20 protein-coding genes and 8 tRNA genes are annotated in these 19,763 nt (G+C 73.0%); 15 read left to right on the forward strand and 13 right to left on the reverse strand.

The genetic code is table 11. The features are described from left to right. The first annotated feature begins 110 nt into the window (after positions 1-110). Positions 111-1,046, forward strand: a complete 936-nt coding sequence (locus AB0M16_RS14245) for an aminoglycoside phosphotransferase family protein (RefSeq protein ID WP_365342456.1) — start codon at positions 111-113, stop codon at positions 1,044-1,046. Between the two features lie 39 nt (positions 1,047-1,085). Further along, a complete protein-coding gene (locus AB0M16_RS14250; protein ID WP_365342458.1) occupies positions 1,086-1,358 on the forward strand; it encodes a zf-TFIIB domain-containing protein in 273 nt (90 codons plus the stop codon). A gap of 134 nt (positions 1,359-1,492) precedes the next feature. On the opposite strand, the gene AB0M16_RS14255 is transcribed toward AB0M16_RS14250, so the two are convergent. The 6 genes from AB0M16_RS14255 to AB0M16_RS14280 form a co-directional block, all read right to left on the reverse strand. Continuing rightward, a tRNA-Val gene (locus AB0M16_RS14255) sits at positions 1,493-1,567 on the reverse strand. 28 nt (positions 1,568-1,595) lie between these two features. Beyond that, positions 1,596-1,667 (reverse strand) — tRNA-Val (locus tag AB0M16_RS14260). 28 nt (positions 1,668-1,695) lie between these two features. Then, positions 1,696-1,767: transfer RNA gene (locus tag AB0M16_RS14265), tRNA-Val, on the reverse strand. A 34-nt stretch (positions 1,768-1,801) separates the two neighbouring features. After that, positions 1,802-1,873: transfer RNA gene (locus tag AB0M16_RS14270), tRNA-Val, on the reverse strand. 1 nt (position 1,874) lies between these two features. Continuing rightward, a tRNA-Cys gene (locus AB0M16_RS14275) sits at positions 1,875-1,948 on the reverse strand. Positions 1,949-1,987: 39 nt separating this feature from the next. Continuing rightward, positions 1,988-2,060, reverse strand: a tRNA-Gly gene (locus tag AB0M16_RS14280). 276 nt (positions 2,061-2,336) lie between these two features. Here AB0M16_RS14280 and AB0M16_RS14285 point away from each other — a divergent pair. The 3 genes from AB0M16_RS14285 to AB0M16_RS14295 are packed head-to-tail and all read left to right on the forward strand — an operon-like array spanning position 2,337 to position 5,098. Continuing rightward, entirely contained in the window at positions 2,337-3,389 is a 1,053-nt protein-coding gene (locus AB0M16_RS14285; protein WP_365342460.1) for a chorismate-binding protein, read from the forward strand. Then, the gene (locus AB0M16_RS14290; RefSeq protein WP_365342462.1) at positions 3,386-4,216 is read left to right on the forward strand and encodes an aminodeoxychorismate lyase; all 831 of its coding nucleotides are present in this window, start codon (positions 3,386-3,388) and stop codon (positions 4,214-4,216) included. The genes AB0M16_RS14285 and AB0M16_RS14290 overlap by 4 nt, the downstream gene beginning before the upstream one ends. Before the next feature lie 42 nt (positions 4,217-4,258). Next, positions 4,259-5,098 carry a GNAT family N-acetyltransferase gene (locus AB0M16_RS14295; RefSeq protein ID WP_365342464.1) on the forward strand — a complete coding sequence of 280 codons (840 nt, stop codon included), beginning with the start codon at positions 4,259-4,261 and terminating at the stop codon, positions 5,096-5,098. A gap of 5 nt (positions 5,099-5,103) precedes the next feature. Here the strand turns inward: AB0M16_RS14295 and AB0M16_RS14300 are convergent, their stop codons facing one another. Then, positions 5,104-5,616, reverse strand: coding sequence for a DsbA family protein (locus tag AB0M16_RS14300; protein ID WP_365342466.1), 513 nt, complete (start codon positions 5,614-5,616; stop codon positions 5,104-5,106). A gap of 161 nt (positions 5,617-5,777) precedes the next feature. On the opposite strand from AB0M16_RS14300, the gene AB0M16_RS14305 reads away from it, so the two are divergent. Next, a complete protein-coding gene (locus AB0M16_RS14305; RefSeq protein WP_365342468.1) occupies positions 5,778-6,248 on the forward strand; it encodes a hypothetical protein in 471 nt (156 codons plus the stop codon). Between the two features lie 133 nt (positions 6,249-6,381). Continuing rightward, a complete protein-coding gene (locus AB0M16_RS14310; RefSeq protein ID WP_365342470.1) occupies positions 6,382-6,546 on the forward strand; it encodes a hypothetical protein in 165 nt (54 codons plus the stop codon). Positions 6,547-6,564: 18 nt separating this feature from the next. On the opposite strand, the gene AB0M16_RS14315 is transcribed toward AB0M16_RS14310, so the two are convergent. Continuing rightward, positions 6,565-7,122 carry a CGNR zinc finger domain-containing protein gene (locus AB0M16_RS14315; protein WP_365342472.1) on the reverse strand — a complete coding sequence of 186 codons (558 nt, stop codon included), beginning with the start codon at positions 7,120-7,122 and terminating at the stop codon, positions 6,565-6,567. Between the two features lie 191 nt (positions 7,123-7,313). After that, positions 7,314-7,727: an SsgA family sporulation/cell division regulator gene (locus tag AB0M16_RS14320; protein WP_015032345.1), complete on the reverse strand. Its 414-nt coding sequence runs from the start codon at positions 7,725-7,727 to the stop codon at positions 7,314-7,316. 189 nt (positions 7,728-7,916) lie between these two features. Between AB0M16_RS14320 and AB0M16_RS14325 the strand changes: the two genes are divergently transcribed. Together AB0M16_RS14325 and AB0M16_RS14330 are read left to right on the forward strand one after the other, a co-directional pair. Further along, positions 7,917-8,363 (forward strand): TIGR02611 family protein, encoded by a 447-nt coding sequence (locus AB0M16_RS14325; protein WP_365342474.1) that lies wholly within the window; start codon positions 7,917-7,919, stop codon positions 8,361-8,363. Positions 8,364-8,417: 54 nt separating this feature from the next. Further along, positions 8,418-8,492: transfer RNA gene (locus tag AB0M16_RS14330), tRNA-Val, on the forward strand. Between the two features lie 49 nt (positions 8,493-8,541). On the opposite strand, the gene AB0M16_RS14335 is transcribed toward AB0M16_RS14330, so the two are convergent. Continuing rightward, positions 8,542-11,016, reverse strand: a complete 2,475-nt coding sequence (locus tag AB0M16_RS14335) for a hypothetical protein (protein WP_365342476.1) — start codon at positions 11,014-11,016, stop codon at positions 8,542-8,544. An 81-nt stretch (positions 11,017-11,097) separates the two neighbouring features. Between AB0M16_RS14335 and AB0M16_RS14340 the strand changes: the two genes are divergently transcribed. Both AB0M16_RS14340 and AB0M16_RS14345 read left to right on the forward strand, forming a co-directional pair. Further along, positions 11,098-11,562, forward strand: a complete 465-nt coding sequence (locus tag AB0M16_RS14340; protein ID WP_365342478.1) for an SRPBCC family protein — start codon at positions 11,098-11,100, stop codon at positions 11,560-11,562. A gap of 40 nt (positions 11,563-11,602) precedes the next feature. Next, positions 11,603-11,674 (forward strand) — tRNA-Val (locus AB0M16_RS14345). 70 nt (positions 11,675-11,744) lie between these two features. Here AB0M16_RS14345 and AB0M16_RS14350 read toward each other — a convergent pair. Further along, positions 11,745-12,473, reverse strand: coding sequence for a 3'-5' exonuclease (locus AB0M16_RS14350; protein WP_365342480.1), 729 nt, complete (start codon positions 12,471-12,473; stop codon positions 11,745-11,747). Between the two features lie 120 nt (positions 12,474-12,593). On the opposite strand from AB0M16_RS14350, the gene AB0M16_RS14355 reads away from it, so the two are divergent. The 3 genes from AB0M16_RS14355 to thrS all read left to right on the forward strand — a co-directional run bounded on the left by AB0M16_RS14355 (position 12,594) and on the right by thrS (position 16,623). Then, positions 12,594-13,169 (forward strand): DUF4365 domain-containing protein, encoded by a 576-nt coding sequence (locus AB0M16_RS14355; RefSeq protein WP_365342482.1) that lies wholly within the window; start codon positions 12,594-12,596, stop codon positions 13,167-13,169. Continuing rightward, entirely contained in the window at positions 13,169-14,533 is a 1,365-nt protein-coding gene (locus AB0M16_RS14360; protein WP_365342484.1) for a hypothetical protein, read from the forward strand. The genes AB0M16_RS14355 and AB0M16_RS14360 overlap by 1 nt, the downstream gene beginning before the upstream one ends. A gap of 113 nt (positions 14,534-14,646) precedes the next feature. Then, on the forward strand, positions 14,647-16,623 hold the full coding sequence (gene thrS / locus AB0M16_RS14365) for a threonine--tRNA ligase (protein WP_365342487.1): 1,977 nt from the start codon (positions 14,647-14,649) through the stop codon (positions 16,621-16,623). A 91-nt stretch (positions 16,624-16,714) separates the two neighbouring features. Here thrS and AB0M16_RS14370 read toward each other — a convergent pair whose 3' ends face one another. Continuing rightward, positions 16,715-17,374, reverse strand: coding sequence for a potassium channel family protein (locus AB0M16_RS14370; protein ID WP_365342489.1), 660 nt, complete (start codon positions 17,372-17,374; stop codon positions 16,715-16,717). Between the two features lie 65 nt (positions 17,375-17,439). On the opposite strand from AB0M16_RS14370, the gene AB0M16_RS14375 reads away from it, so the two are divergent. Next, positions 17,440-18,003 (forward strand): HIT domain-containing protein, encoded by a 564-nt coding sequence (locus tag AB0M16_RS14375; protein ID WP_365342491.1) that lies wholly within the window; start codon positions 17,440-17,442, stop codon positions 18,001-18,003. A gap of 18 nt (positions 18,004-18,021) precedes the next feature. On the opposite strand, the gene AB0M16_RS14380 is transcribed toward AB0M16_RS14375, so the two are convergent. Next, the gene (locus AB0M16_RS14380; protein WP_365342493.1) at positions 18,022-19,680 is read right to left on the reverse strand and encodes a hypothetical protein; all 1,659 of its coding nucleotides are present in this window, start codon (positions 19,678-19,680) and stop codon (positions 18,022-18,024) included. Positions 19,681-19,763 lie beyond the last annotated feature (83 nt).

The raw sequence follows: 19,763 nt of genomic DNA on the forward strand, positions 1-19,763 counted from the left end.
CGGAGCGGCGCCGGTGCCCCGTGCACCGCCGTGCCCGGCCTCACCCGTGCCCGGCGGCGCCCTTCTCCCTGTCCGGCCCGGCCCGGGCGCCGCCCGCGTAGGCTCCCCGCGTGGAGGAGACCGTTCTCGGACAGCTGTACGCGCTCGCGCGGGACACCGCGCATCCCGTCGACGGGGCGGCCCCGCCCTGCTCCTGCCCGGTGGGGCTGCTGGCGGACCGGGACGACGGCACCGTGGTGCGCCACGGGGACCTCGTTCTGAAGGCGCACGCGCCCGGCGGCGTCCCGGGGGAGCTGCGGTCGCGGGTGGCGGTCGCGGCGGCCCCCGGCTTGGGTGAGGTGCTCCTCGCGCCCCTGCCACGGCCTCGCCCGGAGCTCGACGGGCGCCCCCTCACGGCCTGGCCGTACGGGGCCCCGGTGGACCCGGACGCGCCCGACGCCGCGCCCTGGGAGGAGGCCGCCCGCCTGCTGGCCGCCCTGCACCGGACCCCGCCCCCGCCGGGCCTCCCGCCCATGCGGGCCCCGGTGAAGGCGGCGCTCGCCGTCGCGCGCATGCGCCGCGCGGCTCCGGACCATCCCGGCACGGCGACGGTGCTGAGCGCCTGGCGGACCCTCCCCGACCCGCCGGACGCCCCGCCGCCCGCAGGGCCCGCCCTCTGCCACGGCGACTTCCACCTCGGCCAGCTCGTCCGTGCCCCGTACTGGCGCCTGATCGACGTCGACGACCTCGGGGTCGGCGACCCGGCCTGGGACCTGGCCCGCCCGGCGGCCTGGTTCGCGGCCGGCCTGCTGCCGCCGGAGGTCTGGGCGCGTTTCCTCGGCGCGTACCTGGCGGCCGGCGGCCCCGCGACCACGAGCCCGTCGGGCGACCCCTGGGCCCGTCTCGACGTCCCGGCCCGCGCCCTCGCCGTGCAGACCGCCGCGCTCGCCCTCGCCAAGTCCACCGCCGAGGGGCGCCCGCTGGACGAGGTGGAGGACGTGATGATCGACACCTGCGCCCGAATCGCTTCGCTCCGAACCGAGTTGGCTCCGCCGGCGTCCCCGTAGGGTGAGAGCACCATTCGAACGGCAGGGAGTTGAGACCGCATGCAGTGTCCCAAGTGCCACGCGCCCATGCACACGTACAACCGCAACGGCGTCCAGATAGAGCAGTGCAGCGGCTGCCGCGGCATCTTCCTGGACTACGGGGAGCTCGAGGCCCTGACCCGCCTGGAGTCGCAGTGGCAGGCGCCGCCCGCCCCGCCGGCCTACCCGGCGCAGCCGGCGGCTCCGGCCTGGGGTGCCCCGCACCACGGCGGTCACCACGGTCACCACGGCGGCCACCACCGCGGCTTCGGCCGGATGCTCTTCTCCTCCTGACGCATGGCGGGCCCCTCCGGGGGCCTTGCCCGCCTCCTGCTCGCGGGAACGCGCGCGCGTGCGCGCACCGCGGCCGGACGATCGACCGCACGACGAAGCCCCCGGCCGCTGTTCGTGGCCGGGGGCTTCGTGTCTGGTGCGCGATACTGGGATTGAACCAGTGACCTCTTCCGTGTCAGGGAAGCGCTCTCCCGCTGAGCTAATCGCGCGGGCGCACCCGAAGGTGCGGGTACTGCGTGCGCGATACTGGGATTGAACCAGTGACCTCTTCCGTGTCAGGGAAGCGCTCTCCCGCTGAGCTAATCGCGCGGGCACACCCGAAGGTGCAGGTGCTGCGTGCGCGATACTGGGATTGAACCAGTGACCTCTTCCGTGTCAGGGAAGCGCTCTCCCGCTGAGCTAATCGCGCGGGGCATCCGAAGATCCAGGATCCGAAGATCCAGTGGACGATACTGGGATTGAACCAGTGACCTCTTCCGTGTCAGGGAAGCGCTCTCCCGCTGAGCTAATCGTCCTTGGAGGTGGAGACGGGATTTGAACCCGTGTAGACGGCTTTGCAGGCCGTTGCCTCGCCTCTCGGCCACTCCACCAGGAGTGAATACGGGGGTTCGGGATGATCCCCCACATCGAGCGGACGACGAGATTCGAACTCGCGACCCTCACCTTGGCAAGGTGATGCTCTACCAACTGAGCCACGTCCGCTTGTCGTTTCCGTTCCGCTTGCGCGTCCCGGCGACGTGTTGAACTCTAGCGGATTCCTGGGCCAGCACAAAAACGCGTTTCCGCAGCGTGCTGACCTGCGGACCAGCCGGGGCGTCCGGGAGCGTTCGCGCGGCGTTCACTCCACGTGTTCCCGAGGTGGCGCGAAGGCGCCCCCAGGAGCCTCGGAAGATCCTCCGCCCCCCGGCCGCCTCACGGGTCTCCCGCGTCCGCGCGCGACCCGGCGGCCCAGCCGTTCCCCCACCTAGACTCACAAGCGTGCATTCCCTCGCTCCTCTGGCCCGCTTCGGCGGCCTCCTCGCCACCGACCTCCGGGACGTGACCCACGACCCCGAGGCCCTGGACTCCTCCGGCTTCTGGGCCGTCTGCGCGGACTTCGAGGGCCGTCTCACCTGTGCGCGCTTCGGTGACGTGCGGCCCGACCCGGTGCCCGCGCCCGTGCCGGGCGCCTGGCACGGCCCCGCTGCCGGCGACTGGACGTCCTCGCTCGACCGCGCCGCGTACACCGCGGGCGTCCGCCGCGTGCGCGAGCACATCGCGCGCGGCGAGGTCTACCAGGCGAACCTCTGCCGGGTGATGTCCGCGCCGCTGCCCGATCCGGCCCGCGCCGACGTCGACGCGCTCACCGCTCTGCTCGCCCAGGGCAACCCCGCCCCCTACGCGGGCACGATCCGGCTGCCCGCGCACGGGGTGGAGATCGCCACCGCGTCGCCCGAGCTCTATCTGCGCCGTACGGGAGGCACCGTCGAGTCCGGCCCCATCAAGGGCACCGGCCGGACCGCCGAGGACCTCCTGGAGAAGGACCACGCCGAGAACGTGATGATCGTGGACCTCGTACGGAACGACCTGGGCCGCGTCTGCTCCACCGGGTCGGTCACCGTGCCCGAGCTGTGCGCCGTCGAACCCCACCCCGGCCTCGTCCACCTGGTCTCCACCGTCCGCGGCGAGCTCCGCGACGGGGCCGGCTGGCACGAGCTGCTCGCCGCCACCTTCCCGCCCGGCTCCGTGACCGGCGCGCCCAAGTCGAGCGCCCTGCGGATCATCGAGGCCCTGGAGACCGCCCCGCGCGGTCCGTACTGCGGCGGCATCGGCTGGGTCGACGCCGACCGGCGCACCGCCGAGCTGGCCGTCGGCATACGCACCTTCTGGATCGACCGGCCCGAGGGCATGCTGCGCTTCGGCACCGGCGCCGGCATCACCTGGGGTTCCGACCCCGAGCGCGAATGGGCCGAGACCGAGCTCAAGGCCGCCCGGCTCGTCGCGATAGCGTCTGGCGCGTACGAGGCGAGCGGAAGGGCCATATCTCGATGAAACTCTGGGTCAACGGCGGACTGCACGACGCCGAGACCGCGCAGGTGTCCGTCCTGGACCACGGTCTGACCGTCGGCGACGGCATCTTCGAGACGGTCAAGGCCGAGCGAGGCGAAACGTTTGCGCTCACCCTCCACCTGGAGCGCCTCACCCGCTCCGCCCGCGGCCTCGGGCTGCCCGACCCTGACCTCGACGAGGTCCGCCGGGCCTGCGCCGCCGTCCTCGAGGCCAACCCGATGGAGCTCGGCCGGCTCCGCATCACGTACACCGGCGGCCTCTCGCCGCTCGGCTCTGAGCGCGGAGACGCGGGCACCAGCCTCGTCGTGGCCCTCGGCGGGACGAGCCGGCGCCCGGACTCCACCGCCGTGATCACCGTTCCCTGGACCCGCAACGAGCGCGGTGCGCTCACGGGCCTGAAGACCACCTCGTACGCCGAGAACGTGGTCGCCCTCGCGCGGGCGCGCGAGCGGGGCGCCTCCGAGGCGCTGTTCGGCAACACCGTCGGGCAGCTCTGCGAGGGCACCGGCTCCAACGTCTTCGTGGTGCTCGACGGGCGCATCCACACCCCGCCCGTCTCCTCCGGCTGCCTCGCGGGGATCACCCGTGCCCTGGCCGTGGAGTGGACCGGCGCCGAGGAGACCGACCTCCCGCTGGAGGTCCTGGAGAGCGCCGACGAGATCTTCCTGACCTCCACCCTGCGGGACATCCAGGCGGTCCACCGGGTGGACGACCGGGAGCTCGCCGCGACGCCGGGGCCGGTCACGGCCAAGGCCATGCGGATCTTCGACGAGCGGGCCGCCCGGGACGGCGATCCGCGGCATCCCTGAAGTCGGATGACGGACCCGGGCGGGGTGGGTAGAACACCGGTGATGACCACCACCCTGCGGCCGTCCGAGCCGCTCCAGCAGTCCGCCGACGGCGGCCGTTCCCGCACGTACGACATCTGCGTGAACAGCCGCCGGGTCGGCTCCGTGCACGTCGCCACCGACCCGGCCTTCGGTCCCGCCTCCGGCCTGATCGCACGGCTACGGGTCGACGAACCGGATCGTGGCCGTGGCCGGGGCACGGTGGCGGCGCTCGCCTCGGAGGAGGTGCTGCGCGGCTGGGGCTGCCGTGAGGTGCTGGTCTCGGTGCCCGCCGACGCCGATGCCGCGCTGCGGATGGTCCGCTCGCTCGGCTACACGGAGCGCAGCCGGAACATGGTCAAGGAGCTGCCGGCCCGGCCGCCGGCGCTGCCGGAGGGTTTCACGTACCGGCCGGCCACGGAGGCGGAGTTCACGGCCTGGTCGGCGCGGTCCAAGGCGGCCTTCGCGCAGAGCTGGATCGACCGAGGGGTCCCTGAGGACCGGGCGCTGGCGAAGGCCGAGGACAGCCGCCGCAGGTTCCTCCCGCAGGGACTGGCGACCCCGGGCGTCGCGGTGGACGTCGCCGTGCGCGACGGGCGGGTGGTCGGCCACCTGTGGACCGGCGCCCTGGAGGCGGAGCCGGGGGAGCGGCAGGCCTTCGTGTTCGAGGTCGAGGTCGACGCGGAGCAGCGCGGCAGGGGCTACGGCCGGGGGCTGATGCTGCTGGCCGAGCACGAGGCGCTGGCGGCCGGGGAGCACCTGCTCGGACTGCACGTCTTCACGGGCAACACCCCGGCGATCCGGCTGTACGAGTCGTTGGGATACCGCACGACGTACGTCAACAGCGCCAAGCCCCTGCTGTAGGGCCGTCAGCCCCGCAGGAGACGGTCGGCGATCTCCTCGATGCGCGCGCGCAGGCCGTCCTGGCTCTTACCGCCGTCGAGCCGCTCGCCGCCGATGACGTACGTCGGGGTGCCGGTCACCTTGATCGCCTTGCCCTCGGCCTCGTCGGCGTCGACCGTCAGGAGGTGCCGACCGTCGATCAGGGCGGTGTCGAACTCCTCGCTGTCCAGGCCCAGTTCGCCCGCCACCTCGAGCAGCACCGGCTCGCCGCGCTCGCCGAGCTCCTCGGTCCTGGCGAGCAGCGTCTCCGTGTACGGCCAGCCCTTGCCCTGGGCGAAGGCCTCCTCGGCGGCCTGGGCGGCCGCGTAGGCGTGCTTGTGCTTGGCCAGCGGGAAGTGGCGCAGCTGGACGTCGAGGCGCTCGCCGTACTTCTCGCGCAGGGCGCGTACGTCGTCGAGGGCCTTGAAGCAGTCGGGGCACTGCAGGTCGAACCAGGCTTCCAGGACGGCGGGGGAGGCGGGGGCGGTGGACTCACTCATGGAAAGAGTCTCCCACCGCGTCGGCCGTGCTCGGGCGCCCCCTCCGCGCTCCCTGGGGGACGACCCGGAGATCTCCCTGATCCGCGGCTCGGGGCATGGCCGGGGCGGGGCGGGGCGGTGCAGGATGGAAGGGACGTACCACCCGGGACCAGGAGGATCGCATGCTCGCCGAGACCCTTTGCTCCGCGGTGTCCGCGGCCGGCCTGGGCATCGCCGCGATCACGGCCTACCGCAAGCGGTATCTGGCCGCGGCGCGGATCGCCGCCTACGCGCTGGTGCCGCTCGGCCTGGTGATGACGGGCGCGATCGACTGGCTGGCGACCTCGGCCTTCAGCCTGACCGCCTGGATCGGCTTCGGTGTGCTCGGCGCGGCCTGGCTGCTCTTCTCGTCCACGCGGGCGATCGAGCGGCGCAGGGCGGGCAAGCGGGCGGCCACCGGCGGCGAGGACCGGGCGCCGGTGGCACCCGCCGCCTCGGCGCCGTCGCTCGGCGCCGCTCGACGCGGGGCGACCCCGCAGCCGCAGCCGCAGCCGCAGCCGCAGCCGCAGCCGCAGTCGCAGGCCAAGGCCGGAAAGGCGGCCGAGGACGACTTCAGCGACATCGAGGCGATTCTGAAGAAGCACGGAATATGACCGGGATCGCACCGCGATTCGACCGGTTCTGACGCCTCTCGTTTCCTGCATCCACGGGATGGGGTGAACGGGGCGAGCCATGGGGTGTGTTGCGGGATCTTGGCGGCGCGGTGTGCCCCATCATCCCCCCGAGATGCTGGATACCTCGCGGGACCCCGTCCCCACCCCCACCGCGGCGCCCACGGAGGAGCCGCGCGGCTGCCTGTTCGCGCTCTCCCAGCCGCCGCTGATGATCTTCCTCGCGGTGATCGGCGGTCTGCTGCTGATGGCCGCCGTCCATGATCTGTTCCTGCTGTGAGACGGGCGCCGGGCGGGCTCAGCCCGCTGCCTCCTTGCGGCGGGCCCGGTAGGCGGCGACGTGCAGGCGGTTGCCGCAGGTGCGGCTGTCGCAGTAGCGCCGGGAGCGGTTGCGGGACAGGTCGACGAAGGCGCGGCCGCAGTCGGGGGCCTCGCAGCGGCGCAGCCGCTCCTGCTCTCCGGCGACGACGATGAAGGCGAGCGCCATGCCGCAGTCGGCGGCCAGGTGGTCGGCGACCGAGGCGCCCGGCGCGAAGTAGTGCACGTGCCACGGGTAGCCGTCGTGGTCCGTGAGCTGCGGCGTGGTGCCCGCGGCGGTGACCAGCTGGTTGATCAGCGCGGCGGCGATACGGGAGTCCGGGGCGGAGAACACGGCCGTGAAGCGCTCGCGCACGCCCTGGACGGCCCGCAGGTCCTCCGCGCCGAGCTCGCCCACGTCACTGATCTTGTGGGCGTGCACGAAGGACTGCAGCGCGTGGAGGTCCCCGAGCTCGTCGTCGCGGTCGCCCTGCGAGGCGGTGTTCACCAGATCGACGACGGTGTCGAGGGCGATCCGGGTGTCGTGGGGGATCAGCACGATTCGCTCCCTGGCCGGCTGCGGGCGGGCGCCCGCGGAATGGCGCTGACTTTAGCGCGACCCGGAAACGCGCATCGGCGCCCCGCACCGCGCCGGCTGCGCGGTGGGGGGCGCCGAGGTGAGGCGTGTGCGGCTTTCCGCGCGGCGCCGTCTCCCCGAGTCGGACGGCGCCGTGCGGCTCTTGGCCTGGCTCAGCTGTCGGCCAGGATGTGGGAGAGCTCCGTATCGAGGTCGAAGTGACGGTGCTCGGTGCCCGGTGGCACGGCGGCGTCGGTCCGCTTCAGGAACGACTCCAGGGCCCTCGCCGGGGCCTCGAGCAGGGCTTCGCCCTCGGGGGAGCTCAGCGCGATGCAGACGACTCCCTGGCCGTGGCTGCGGGACGGCCAGACCCGGACGTCGCCCGTGCCGGTGGGCCGGTGCAGCCCCTCGGCGAGAAGGTCGCGGGCGAAGACCCACTCGACCGTCTCCTCGGCTCCGGTGTGGAAGGTGGCGTGCACGGCATACGGATCGGCCGTGTCATACCGCAGGCCCGCGGGTACAGGCAGTGATGACTCGCTCGACACAACGAGGCGCAGGTGCAGCTCGCAGCTGACCGTGGTGTTCATAAGCGCCAGGGCCTTTCGCTCAGTGTGCGCTCGGGGATTCGCACGTCGGCGAAATCGACATGCCACCTACGGTGCCGTTGTAAACCCCTCTGTCTGTTTTGTGATCGTTCAGGTAGCTCGTTTGGGTGCGTGTAACTTTGGGTAATACCACCGTTCCGGCAAGACGCACCTGTCCGGTACGTTGGGGCCATGAGTGCGGAGAGTGACGAGCGCAGCGGGGAGTCCGCGGCGCACCGCGGGGACGGCCACGAGAAGGACGAGGAGGCCCCGCTCGGATCGCGGGCGCCCGAGTTCATCAAGGCGCGCCGGACCCTGCACCTGAGCTGGCAGGTCGGCGTCTTCATCGTCGGACTCGCCGTCGTCGGCGCGGGCATCGTGATGCTGCCCCTGCCCGGCCCCGGCTGGCTGGTCATCTTCGCCGGCATGGCGATCTGGGCCACCGAGTTCGTCTGGGCGCAGCTGGTGCTGCGCTGGACCAAGCGCAAGGTCACCGAGGCCGCCCAGCGCGCCCTCGACCCCAGGGTCCGGCGCCGGAACATCATCCTGACGTCGATCGGCCTCGTGATCATCGCCGTGCTGCTCGGCGTCTACCTCTGGAAGTTCGGCTTCGTGATGCCGTGGAAGATCGACCAGTGACCCGAAGGTGGTGCGGGAGCCCCGCTGACATGGGGTAATGTTTGCGGTGCGCCCGGGCGATTAGCTCAGTGGGAGAGCGCTTCGTTCACACCGAAGAGGTCACTGGTTCGAACCCAGTATCGCCCACCACCCGGACCGAAGGCCCGGAGACGGATGACGTCTCCGGGCCTTCGGCGTCTCACCGCATCCGGCCGATCCGCTCCCGCAGCCGCCGGGCGTCGCGCAGCCGCTGCTCGTACGTGGCCCCCACCGCGAGCAGCAACAGACCGGCGAGCGCCGGCGGCAGCCAGCGCGGCAGCGCGCCCACCACCTGCACCACGTAGGGCGCCAGCTCGTGCAGCCCGTCCAGGGCGAGCACCGCCCCGCCGAGCAGCAGCAGGGCCTGCAGCCGGAACCGGGCGCCGAGCAGCGTCACCACGAGCGCCGCGAGCCCCAGCAGCAGCGGGCGCGCCCAGTGCGGATCGGTCCAGGCGGCGAAGAGGCTCGGCACCAGCGTCGCCGCCAGGCCCGGACCGTACGCCGTCCAGGACGAGGCCTGCGGATCGCGGCGCCGCCGCAGCAGGCCCACCACCAGGGCCGGGACGGTCACCGGCAGCGTGTACGCCTCCGGCGTCGTGACCTCCCACACCGCGAGCCGCACCCAGGTGGCGAGCAGGAACAGCCCGGCCGCGACCCACGAGGCGACCCGGCGCCGCTCCGGCCGTACCGCCGTCGCCGCCGCGACCACGCCACCGAGCGCCAGCACGAGCGCGAGCAGCGCGGGCCGCTCCGCGGCGAGCGCCGCCGCGCACAGCCCCACGCCGGCGCCCGTGACCTCCACCGCCACGGCCACCGGGTGCCGCCCCAGCCGCGCCCCCACCGCCGCGGTCCCGGCCGGCACGGCCATGAGGGCCGCCCCGGTGACCGCAGGACCCGCGTGCGCGGCGGCCGCGCCCGCCGCGACGAGACCGCCCACCGCGAGCACGGCCCCACCGGCACCGACCAGCCGGCGAGCCCCGTCCGCGAGCACCGCGACCCCGCCGAACAGGACCGTGAGCACCCCCAGCACCCCGAACGTCGCCCCCCGCGAGTCCAGCCCGAGGGCCACGGCCCCGACCGCGGACGCCAGCCCGCCGGCATACGCGAGCCACCCCACCACCGTCCCGGGCGCCACCTCCCGCGTCTCCGCGACCCGCGGCGCCCACCCGGGCCAGGCGGGCGCGGTGCGGCTCGGGGCAGCCGCCACGAGCCCGCGCAGCAGTGCTCCGGGCCGTACGGCGACCCCCAGCGCCATCGACGTGACGACCAGCTGGAGCGCGAGCGCCACCCCGTACGACAGGTGCAGGGACACCGGGAGCGCCGTCAGCAGTGCCCAGCCCAGAGCCAGGGCCGCGCACCGGGCCCACAGGCGCGGCACCGCGCCGAGTGCCAGGCCCGCGAGCAGCAGCACGAGCGGCGCGGTCGCCGGATACCCGGTCAGGAGGCGATCGGCGTGCTCGCCCGACCACACCGCCGTCCCCCGCGCCATCGGCCCCAGGAGCCCCGCCGCCACCGGCGGCAGCGCCCACGCGACAGCGAGCGCGAGCACGCCGCCCCCGGCGAGGGCGAGCCCGTCCCGCACGGCCGAGCCCGCTCCCGGCGTCGGCCGGAGGGCCCACCACGCCCCCGCCGCCAGGGCCACCGCGCAGAGCGCGTACCCCGGCACGGCCCAGGCATCCGGCACCGCGCCCCGCAGCAGCCCCCCGCCCCCGGCGACCAGCGCGACCCCCGCCACCGTGGCGCTCGCGAGAGCCGTCGGAACGTGCCGACCCGCGAGGTACAGGAGCACCGCGGCGCAGCCCGCCAGCAGCGGAGCCCCGCGCCCCGGAGCCGTGAAGGACAGGAGCAGGCCGGTCAGCAGGGCCCAGCCGCCCAGCCCGCCCGCGCCGACGCCCGCCGTCACGCGCACCGGAAGCGGCCTCGCGCGCAGCACCAGCGCGAGGTCGGCCACGGCCGTCGCGAGGGCCGCCCAGGCGAAGGGCAGGGCGCCGCCCCCGCCGGCGAGCACCCCGAGGGGCAGCGGGAGTTGGGCCGCGACCACGGCCGCCGGCCGCGGGATCCGCAGCCGGGTCAGGGCGGAGCCGTACGCCGTCCAGGCCGCCGCGAGCACACCCGAGGCGACCGCCGCGTACGTCGGGCCGTCCGCGTCCGGCAGTGCCACCCGGTGCAGGGCGTAGGCGTCGAGCAGGGTCAGCACCAGGCCGAGCGCGGCCACCGACTCCGCCGTCGAGCCCAGGCCGCGGCGCAGCAACGCCACCGGGGGGAGGAGCACCGCCGAGGTCACCACCGCCAGGACGGACGCCCGCCCGCCGATGCCCATGGCGCCCCAGCTCACCAGGGTGAAGACGAGCGCGGCCACGGTGAGCAGCACACCGCCCAGGGTGAGCAGGACGTTCTGCGTGCTGCGCGGTGTCGCCTCCGGTCGCGGCAGCGCCGCCGCCGTCGGCACGGGCCCGGGCGCGACCGGGTTCCCCGGAGCCGACCACGGTGTCGCCGCCGACGCCGGGACCGCCGGGTACAGCACCCGCAGCAACCAGTCCCGACGGGCCAGCAACTGGGAACGCCGGGCGTCGAGTCGGGCCAGCTCGCGGTCGACGAGCACCAGCTCTTCCGCGGGAGGCAGGGAGGAGTCCATAGGCGGAGTGTGGCGCCGGACACACCGAAGGGGGATGCGCGCGGATACTCAGATCCACGTCTGAGTAGCCACACTGGGCCCATGGACTGGTGCCGCTACCGCTTCCGCAGCATCTGGCGCCTCGACGCCGCGCCCGAGGCGGTCTACGCCGTCCTGGAACGCGCCGAGGAGTACCCCCGCTGGTGGCCCCAGGTCCGCGAGGTCGTGCCCCGCGACGAGCGCACCGGCACCGCCCGCTTCCGCTCGCTCCTCCCGTACGAGCTGGTCGTCACCGCCGAGGCCCGGCGCCGCGACCCCGCCGCCGGAGTCCTGGAGGTCGTGATGCGCGGCGACCTCGACGGCTGGGCCCGCTGGACCCTCACCTCCCTGCGCGACGGCGCGGGCACCCACGCCCTCTACGAGCAGGAGGTCGAGGTCCGCAGCCCGTTGATGCGCGCGCTCGCCGTCCCCGGACGGCCGCTGTTCCGCGCCAACCACGCCCTGATGATGCGCGGCGGGCGCCGGGGCCTCGCCGCCCACCTGCGCGCCCAGCCGCCGCCGGTTTGAACGAAGCCCCGTCGGGCCTGTATGGTTCAACGCGTTGCCCGGGCGATTAGCTCAGCGGGAGAGCACTTCGTTCACACCGAAGGGGTCACTGGTTCGATCCCAGTATCGCCCACCGGGAGAGGCCGGTCCGTCGAAAGACGGACCGGCTTCAGTCGTTTCCCGCAGCCGTTTCCGACGGGGGATCACGCCGCCGTCCGCAGCTCCGGCCGCAGCGGCCACGCCGGGTCCACGGCCTCCGGAGTGCCCTGCCGTGCGAACCAGGCCTGCAGGCCCCGCGCCTGCGCCGCGTGCCACACCGCCTGCAGCGTGTGCAGCTCGGCCGGGGTCAGCCGCTCGAGCCGGGACGCGAACCGCCGCCCCACCGCCCGTACGACCTCCATCGCCGCCTGCGCGTCCGCCGCGGCGTCGTGTGCGCCGTCGAGGACCACCCCGTACTGCCCGCACAGGTCCGTGAGCGTGCGCCGCCCCTTGCGGTAGCGGTCCAGGTGCTTGTCCAGGACCCGCGGATCGAGCACGCACAGCGGCACGTGCTCCAGGTAGCGGCCCAGCGAGGACGCGCGATGGCGGCGCAGCTCGCGGTCGAGGATCGTGAGGTCGAAGGGCGCGTTCATCACCACCAACGGGCGCCCCATCGCGCTCTGTTCGGCTATCGCGCGGCCCAGCTCCTCCACCACCGGCGACGGCCACCGTCCGTTGCGCTGGAGATGATCGTCCGTCAGGCCGTGGACGGCGGTGGCTTCGGCGGGCACCGGGACGCCCGGGTTCACCAGCCAACGGCTCACCCGCGGCCGCATGCCCGCCGCGTCCTGGACGACGAGGGCGGCGGACACGATCCGGTCCTCCTCGACGTCGACTCCTGTGGTCTCCGTGTCGAAAGCGGCCAGGGGCCCCTCGTACCAGTGCGTCGTCATGCCCGAACTCCTCGCACGTGCGCGGCAGATGGCCATCCCCCTGCCCGAATCGTTGATACCCGGGCTGTTTGCGCCGTACGCGGACCGGTCACAACACAGATGACGGGGAAGGGAATTGACATGGCGCTCGCCCAGCCCGAATCGGGAGGGCTGCCGCCCCAGCGGGCAGACCCGCTGCGCGGCTCACTCGCCACCACCGCCTGCATGGAGACCCTCCAGGTGGGGTATCTCCACGCGGTCGCGGCGGCGGCGGGCTGTTCGCTGGCGCAGCCGTTCCCGGACAACGGCATCGACTGGCACGTGAGCCACAGCGCTCCCGGCCACACCGTCGACGACGAAGTGACCATCAAGGTGCAGCTCAAGTGCACCTACCAGATACCACCACGCCTGCCCGGGGCCGGCGCCGACACGTTCTCGTTCAGCCTCGACAACGAGCACCTGGTGAAGCTGGCGCGGACCCCCGTGGCGGTCCACAAGATCCTGGTCGTGATGCTCGTGCCCCGGGACCGGGAGGACTGGCTGAGGGCCGGGCACGACCGGCTCGACCTGCGGCACTGCTGCTACTGGATCAACCTGGCCGGCCATCCGGTCACGGGACGCCACAGGACCACCGTGCGCATCCCGACGGCACGGATCTTCGACGACCGGGCGCTCTGCGAGATCATGGCGCGGGTCGGCGTGGGAGGGAGACCTTGATGCACCGGCCGATCGACGAACCCGAGAACGGGGCCGGGCACCGCCCCGACCCGTCGTCCCCACCGGCGCTCCCGCCCACCCCGCACCCGGTGACCCCGCCCTTCCGCGCCCGCAGCCACCCCGCACCCGGCGAGCTGCCCGGCCCCTGGACCGGCATCCCCGCCCCGCCCCTCGGCCCCTGGGCGGACGCGGGGGAGACCCCCGACCCCGGCCGGGTCGACCCGCGGGTCCTCGGCGCGCTGCTCGCCCGGCACGGCTGGCGGCGGCGCGGCGGCGCGGCGGGCCGCTACAGCCGCTGGACCCCGCCCGGGCCCGAGGGGCTCGGGCGCGGCACCAGCCTGCTCGTGCCCGAGAGCCGTGCCTTCCCCGACTGCGAGGACCTGCTCGGCGAGGCGCTCACCGCCCTCGCCCGCAGCGCCGCGCCGTCCGCGCGCGAGGTCCTCACCGGGCTTACCGTCCCCAGCGACGAGATCCGGTGGTGGCGCGACGTGCCCCCCGGCCCGGCCGGCACCGTGCCCTGGACCGTGCAGGAACAGCTCAGGTCCGCCGCCCGCGGCCTGCTGCTCGCCGGCGCCCTCGCCGTCCGCGGCCGGAACGGCTACCACGGCGCCCGGCACCGGCGGCAGGCCCGGACGTCCCTGGAGAGCGTCGTCGTCGGCGCGGCCCCGGGCGGCCGGGCGTTGACCGCCTTCCTGCCCGTCGACCCCGGCCGCGCCGTCTCCGTACGGCTCTACCACGCGTTGTACGCGGCCCGGGAGGCCATCGACTACCAGCGGGCGACCGGCGGCACGGAAGCCTTCGACACGGCCGTCGAGGCCGGGGTGAGCCGCGAGCTCACCGAGGCCCTCGTCGCGCTCGTCCGCGGCACCGAGGGCGCGAGCGTCGCGCTGGCGTGGTCCCCGGCCGCCGGCACCCCCGAGGGCTGCGCGTCCCGGCCCGAGCCCGTCGAGTTCTCGCCCGGCGACCTGCCCGCCCTGCGCGAGGCCGGCGCCCGCTATCTGACCGACGAGCCCTCCGTGCCGGTCCGCATCACCGGGGCCGTGGTCCGCATGCGCCGCCCGGGACCGCGCGGCGAGGGCACCGTACGGCTGCGCGTCCTCGCCGGCGCCGAGGTCGGACACGTCCGGGTCACCCTCGACGAGGAGGGCTACCGCACCGCGGGCCACGCCCACCTCGTCGGCCTGCCGATCCGCGTCGTCGGGCGCCTGGAGAGCCGGGGTGGCTTCCGGCGGCTGACCGACGCGACCGGGGTCGCCCCGGTGCAGGTGGACGAGGCGGAACGGGACCGGCTGATGAAGTCGCTGCAGGGCACGGCCGAGGACGCGGCCTTCTTCGAGGAGGCGTACGGGCCGGGCGAGGACTGAGGAGCCGGCACGGACGCCCCGGTAGGATCAAGGCTGCGCGGCACCTCGTCTCTGCCGCGCGTCGCCGGCGCCGGCACCTCGTGTCTGTCTGCGCCCCTATGTATGGAGCACTCGTGTCTGAAGTCCGTGTGACCGTCCAGTCCGCCTCGGGAGCAGAGGAGAGGACGGTGAGCGCGGGCACCACGGCCGGCGCCCTGTTTGCCGACGACCGCACCGTCATCGCCGCCCGCGTCGGCGGTGAGCTGAAGGACCTGGCGTACGCGCTCGCCGAGGGCGATGTCGTCGAGGGGGTGGAGATCTCCTCCGAGGACGGTCTGAACATCCTGCGCCACTCCACCGCGCACGTCATGGCCCAGGCCGTGCAGGAGCTCTTCCCCGAGGCCAAGCTGGGCATCGGCCCGCCGGTCCGGGACGGCTTCTATTACGACTTCGACGTCGAGAAGCCGTTCACGCCCGAGGATCTCAAGGCCATCGAGAAGAAGATGCAGGAGATCCAGAAGCGCGGCCAGCGCTTCTCCCGCCGTGTGGTCAGCGACGAGGAGGCCCGCGAGGAGCTCGCGGCCGAGCCCTACAAGCTGGAGCTCATCGGCATCAAGGGCGCCGCGTCGACCGACGACGGGGCGAACGTCGAGGTGGGCGGCGGCGAGCTGACCATCTACGACAACCTGGACGCCAAGACCGGTGACCTGTGCTGGAAGGACCTCTGCCGCGGTCCCCACCTGCCCACCACCCGGAACATCCCGGCGTTCAAGCTCATGCGCAACGCCGCCGCCTACTGGCGGGGCAGCGAGAAGAACCCGATGCTCCAGCGCATCTACGGCACCGCCTGGCCGTCGAAGGAGGAGCTGAAGGCCCACCTCGACTTCCTCGCCGAGGCCGAGAAGCGCGACCACCGCAAGCTCGGCAACGAGCTCGACCTGTTCTCCATCCCGGACGAGATCGGCTCGGGTCTCGCCGTCTTCCACCCCAAGGGCGGCATCATCCGCCGGGTCATGGAGGACTACTCGCGCCGCCGGCACGAGGAGGAGGGCTACGAGTTCGTCTACTCGCCGCACGCGACCAAGGGCAAGCTCTTCGAGAAGTCCGGTCACCTCGACTGGTACGCCGAGGGCATGTACCCGCCCATGCAGCTCGACGAGGGCGTGGACTACTACCTCAAGCCCATGAACTGCCCGATGCACAACCTGATCTTCGACGCGCGCGGGCGCTCCTACCGTGAACTGCCGCTGCGCCTGTTCGAGTTCGGCACCGTGTACCGGTACGAGAAGTCGGGCGTCGTGCACGGCCTGACCCGGGCCCGCGGCTTCACGCAGGACGACGCGCACATCTACTGCACCCGCGAGCAGATGGCGGACGAGCTCGACAAGACGCTCACCTTCGTCCTCAACCTGCTGCGCGACTACGGTCTGACCGACTTCTACCTGGAGCTGTCCACCAAGGACCCCGAGAAGTACGTCGGCTCCGACGAGGTGTGGGAGGAGGCCACCGCGGTCCTCCAGCAGGTCGCCGAGAAGCAGGGCCTCCCGCTGACCCCCGACCCGGGCGGCGCCGCGTTCTACGGCCCGAAGATCTCCGTGCAGGCGCGCGACGCCATCGGCCGCACCTGGCAGATGTCGACCGTGCAGCTGGACTTCAACCTGCCGGAGCGCTTCGACCTCGAGTACACCGCCCCGGACGGCACCAAGCAGCGCCCGGTCATGATCCACCGCGCGCTGTTCGGCTCGATCGAGCGCTTCTTCGCGGTGCTCCTGGAGCACTACGCGGGTGCGTTCCCGGCCTGGCTGGCCCCGGTGCAGGCGACCGGCATCCCGATCGGCGACGCGCACGTCGACTACCTGCAGGAGTTCGCCGCCAAGGCGAAGAAGCAGGGCCTGCGGGTGGAGGTCGACGCCTCCTCGGACCGGATGCAGAAGAAGATCCGGAACGCGCAGAAGCAGAAGGTCCCCTTCATGATCATCGCGGGTGACGAGGACATGGCCAACGGTGCCGTCTCCTTCCGCTACCGCGACGGCTCGCAGGAGAACGGCGTCCCGGTCGACGAGGCCATCGCCAAGATCGCCAAGATCGTCGAGGACCGCGTCCAGGTCTGACGCACGCACCTCGCGGTCAGGAGGCCCCCGGGTTAGCACCCCGGGGGCCTCCCCGCATGTCCGTCCGCCGCGCCCTCAGCCGTCGTCGCCCTCAGCCGTCCTCGCCCTCCCGGCGGAAGACCTGGATCAGCCAGGACGAGAACGAACCCGTCACCGCGCCGAGCAGGGCGAGGCCGCAGGCCATCATGCCCACCGCGACCAGCCGGCCGACCGACGTCACCGGCACCACGTCCCCATAGCCCACGGTCGCCAGCGTCGCGCAGGCCCACCACACGGAGTCGCCGAAGGTGACGATGGACGCCCCCGGGGCGCCGTACTCGACGTCGTAGACGGTGAGCGCGCCCGCGAAGCCGAGCAGCGTCGCGGAGAGCCCCGCGTACGCCATGACACGGGCGTAGAGGGTGAGCCGCGGCTCCTGCTGCCGGCGCTGGGCCCGGTCGTACGCGGTCACCACCCGCAGCGGACGCAGCAGCGGCAGGACCAGCACCACCGTGTCCAGGAAGTGCCGGCGCAGGAAGCGCAGCGGTCCGAGGCCGCTGAGCCTGAGGCGTACCGCGTAGTCGACGATGAACACGGCCCAGGAGGCGAAGGTGAGGGCGAGGCAGAAGTCCCGCCAGCCGGGAGGCAGGTCGCGACCGAGGATCCGCATCGCGTAGCTGCCGAGGTAGACGAGCGAGGTCACCATCAGAGGGACCGCCGTCCGACGGTCCCAGCGCTCCAGCTTCGGCGGGTTCGGCGGCCTGTCCTTCATCCGATCAGCATGGCCCCTGCATGGATCTTCCGCCCCGGCGACACGTTCCGAACGGGCGAAGCAATATGCTGCACAGCATGACGACTGAGCCGGAGCAGCAGATCGGAGTGGGGACGCAGGACGCGTTCCAGCGTCTGTGGACGCCCCACCGGATGGCCTACATCCAGGGCGAGAACAAGCCGACCGGGCCGGGCGCCGAGGACGGCTGCCCCTTCTGCACCATCCCGTCGAAGTCGGACGAGGACGGACTGGTGATCGCGCGGGGCACGAGCGTGTACGCGGTGCTCAACCTCTACCCGTACAACGGCGGCCACCTGATGGTCGTCCCGTACCGCCACGTCGCCGACTACACCGACCTCGACGAGCCCGAAACGGCGGAGCTCGCCGACTTCACCAAGCGCGCGATGGTCGCGCTGCGCGCGGCCTCCGGGGCGCACGGCTTCAACATCGGCATGAACCAGGGCACGGTCGCGGGTGCCGGGATCGCCGCCCACCTGCACCAGCACGTCGTGCCGCGCTGGGGCGGGGACACCAACTTCATGCCGGTGGTCGGGCACACCAAGGTGCTGCCGCAGCTGCTCGCCGACACCCGGAAGATGCTGGCCGACGCCTGGCCGGCCGGCATCTGATCCGCACGGGCCGGTCCGCTACGCGTCGTAGAGGTCGGCCTTCTTCGGGCCGGGGTCCTGGATCCCGGCGCTGAGGAACAGCGAGCGGTTCGTGAAGCGCTCGGTGTCCACGTTGTGATCGTCGAGCACCCGGATGGTCGCGGCGTGCACCGCGCGCAGCACCGGGGTGGCGGCGCGGATGGCGTCGTCGGCCATGAAGCGGTGCCGCCAGGGCTGGCCGGCCCAGGCGTGGCGCAGGCCGAAGGGCTCGGGCAGGACCAGCTTGCCGCCGAGGAAGTCCAGGACCGGCGGGAACCAGGTGAGCGGGGCGCGGACCGCCTGGCGCACCACGTCGTCCGTGTCGGTCAGCGGCAGCTTGATCTCGCGGGTCTCCCAGAACCTGACGGTCTTGGAGACCTCCTTGGTCTTCGCCTTCGGCTTGGTGGTGAACAGGCCGTGCACCGGTCCCAGGGCGTGGCCGGTGACCTCGACGCGCAGGGTGTGGTGGAGCGAGGTGACCGTCACCATCATGGTGAGGACCAGCTGGCCGTCCCAGAGGGTGAACTGGACGCCCAGGTAGTGCCGGTTCCCACTGCCGAACTGCTGGTCGTTGCAGATGCGCTGTATCTCGTGTGGCTTCACCTGGAAGTGCACGATGTTGTCGCCCTCGGGGCGGCCGACCTCGTCGGCGCCCTCGCCGACGGGCGAGACGATCCAGTGCTTGACGGTCGGCTTGGGGAAGCCGGTCTTCAGGGAGCCGCGTTCGAGGAGCGTCAGCTCGGTGTGGATCTGGCGGACGACGTCCCAGGCGCGGAAGTCGTGGATCTCCTTGCCGCTCTGCGGGACGAGCTCCTCGGCGAGGGTCCAGCTGCCCCAGCGGGTGCCCATGCCCAGTATTCCCTTGGGGCCCGCGTAGAAGATCACGTTGGACTGCTGCTCGGCGGTCAGCTTCTCCAGGTTGAGGCGGAGCTCCTCGGCGGTCTTCTCGGTGGGGTCCTTCGGCACGGCCTCGGGGACCGCCGCCCCGATGCCGCCGCCGCTGAGCAGGGCGGTCCAGCGCTCACGCAGGTCGACGGCGGTGTTCTCGCAGATCCGGCGGGCCAGGAACCAGCCGACGACCGGGGCGACGACCATCGCGCGCAGGTAGTTGGGCAGGACGCCGTCGAAGGGCAGCCGGAGCAGCACCAGCAGGGCGAAGATGCCGGCGGCCACCAGCAGGGCCGTGCCGACGGCGCTGTTGCGCTTGTTCTCGGAGCCGGCGGCGATCCGGCGCAGTTGGATCACGCCGAGCCAGAGCAGCAGCCCCGGCAGGAAGAGCACGCCGAAGACGAAGGTGACCAGGGTCAGCTTGATGTCGCGCTGCTTGCGGATGCCGCTGGCGGCCAGGCAGTGCTCGACCACGGGCTGGGGGTCCGCGCCGAAGGACTGGATGAGGGGCTTGCGGGCGCCGCCGAGCATCCGGACCTGGACGGCCCGGGAGAAGGCCTCGCCGAGGTCGGGTCGGAAGAGCTTGTTCCACTTCCCTTCCTTGACCGTCGACTTGTGCCAGTCGTTGTTCGCGTCCAGGATCGCCTCGACCGGGCTGTCGCGGTACGCGGCGGAGGCGAGGGCATGGGTCGCCGCCGTCTGTGCGTCCGAGCCCTGGAGGGGAATCTGTGCCCCGGGTCCGAAACTGCCGATCGTCACTGCCGCCCCCATCGCCACTGTTCCCTGTGCGGGCTCTTCCCGACTGCCGCGCCCCGCACACCTTCTGAGCTGGGCACCACAGCGTAACCGGGTGG

The sequence above is a fragment of the Streptomyces sp. NPDC051921 genome, from assembly GCF_040680975.1.
In the GTDB taxonomy this organism is placed as follows: Bacteria; Actinomycetota; Actinomycetes; order Streptomycetales; family Streptomycetaceae; genus Streptomyces.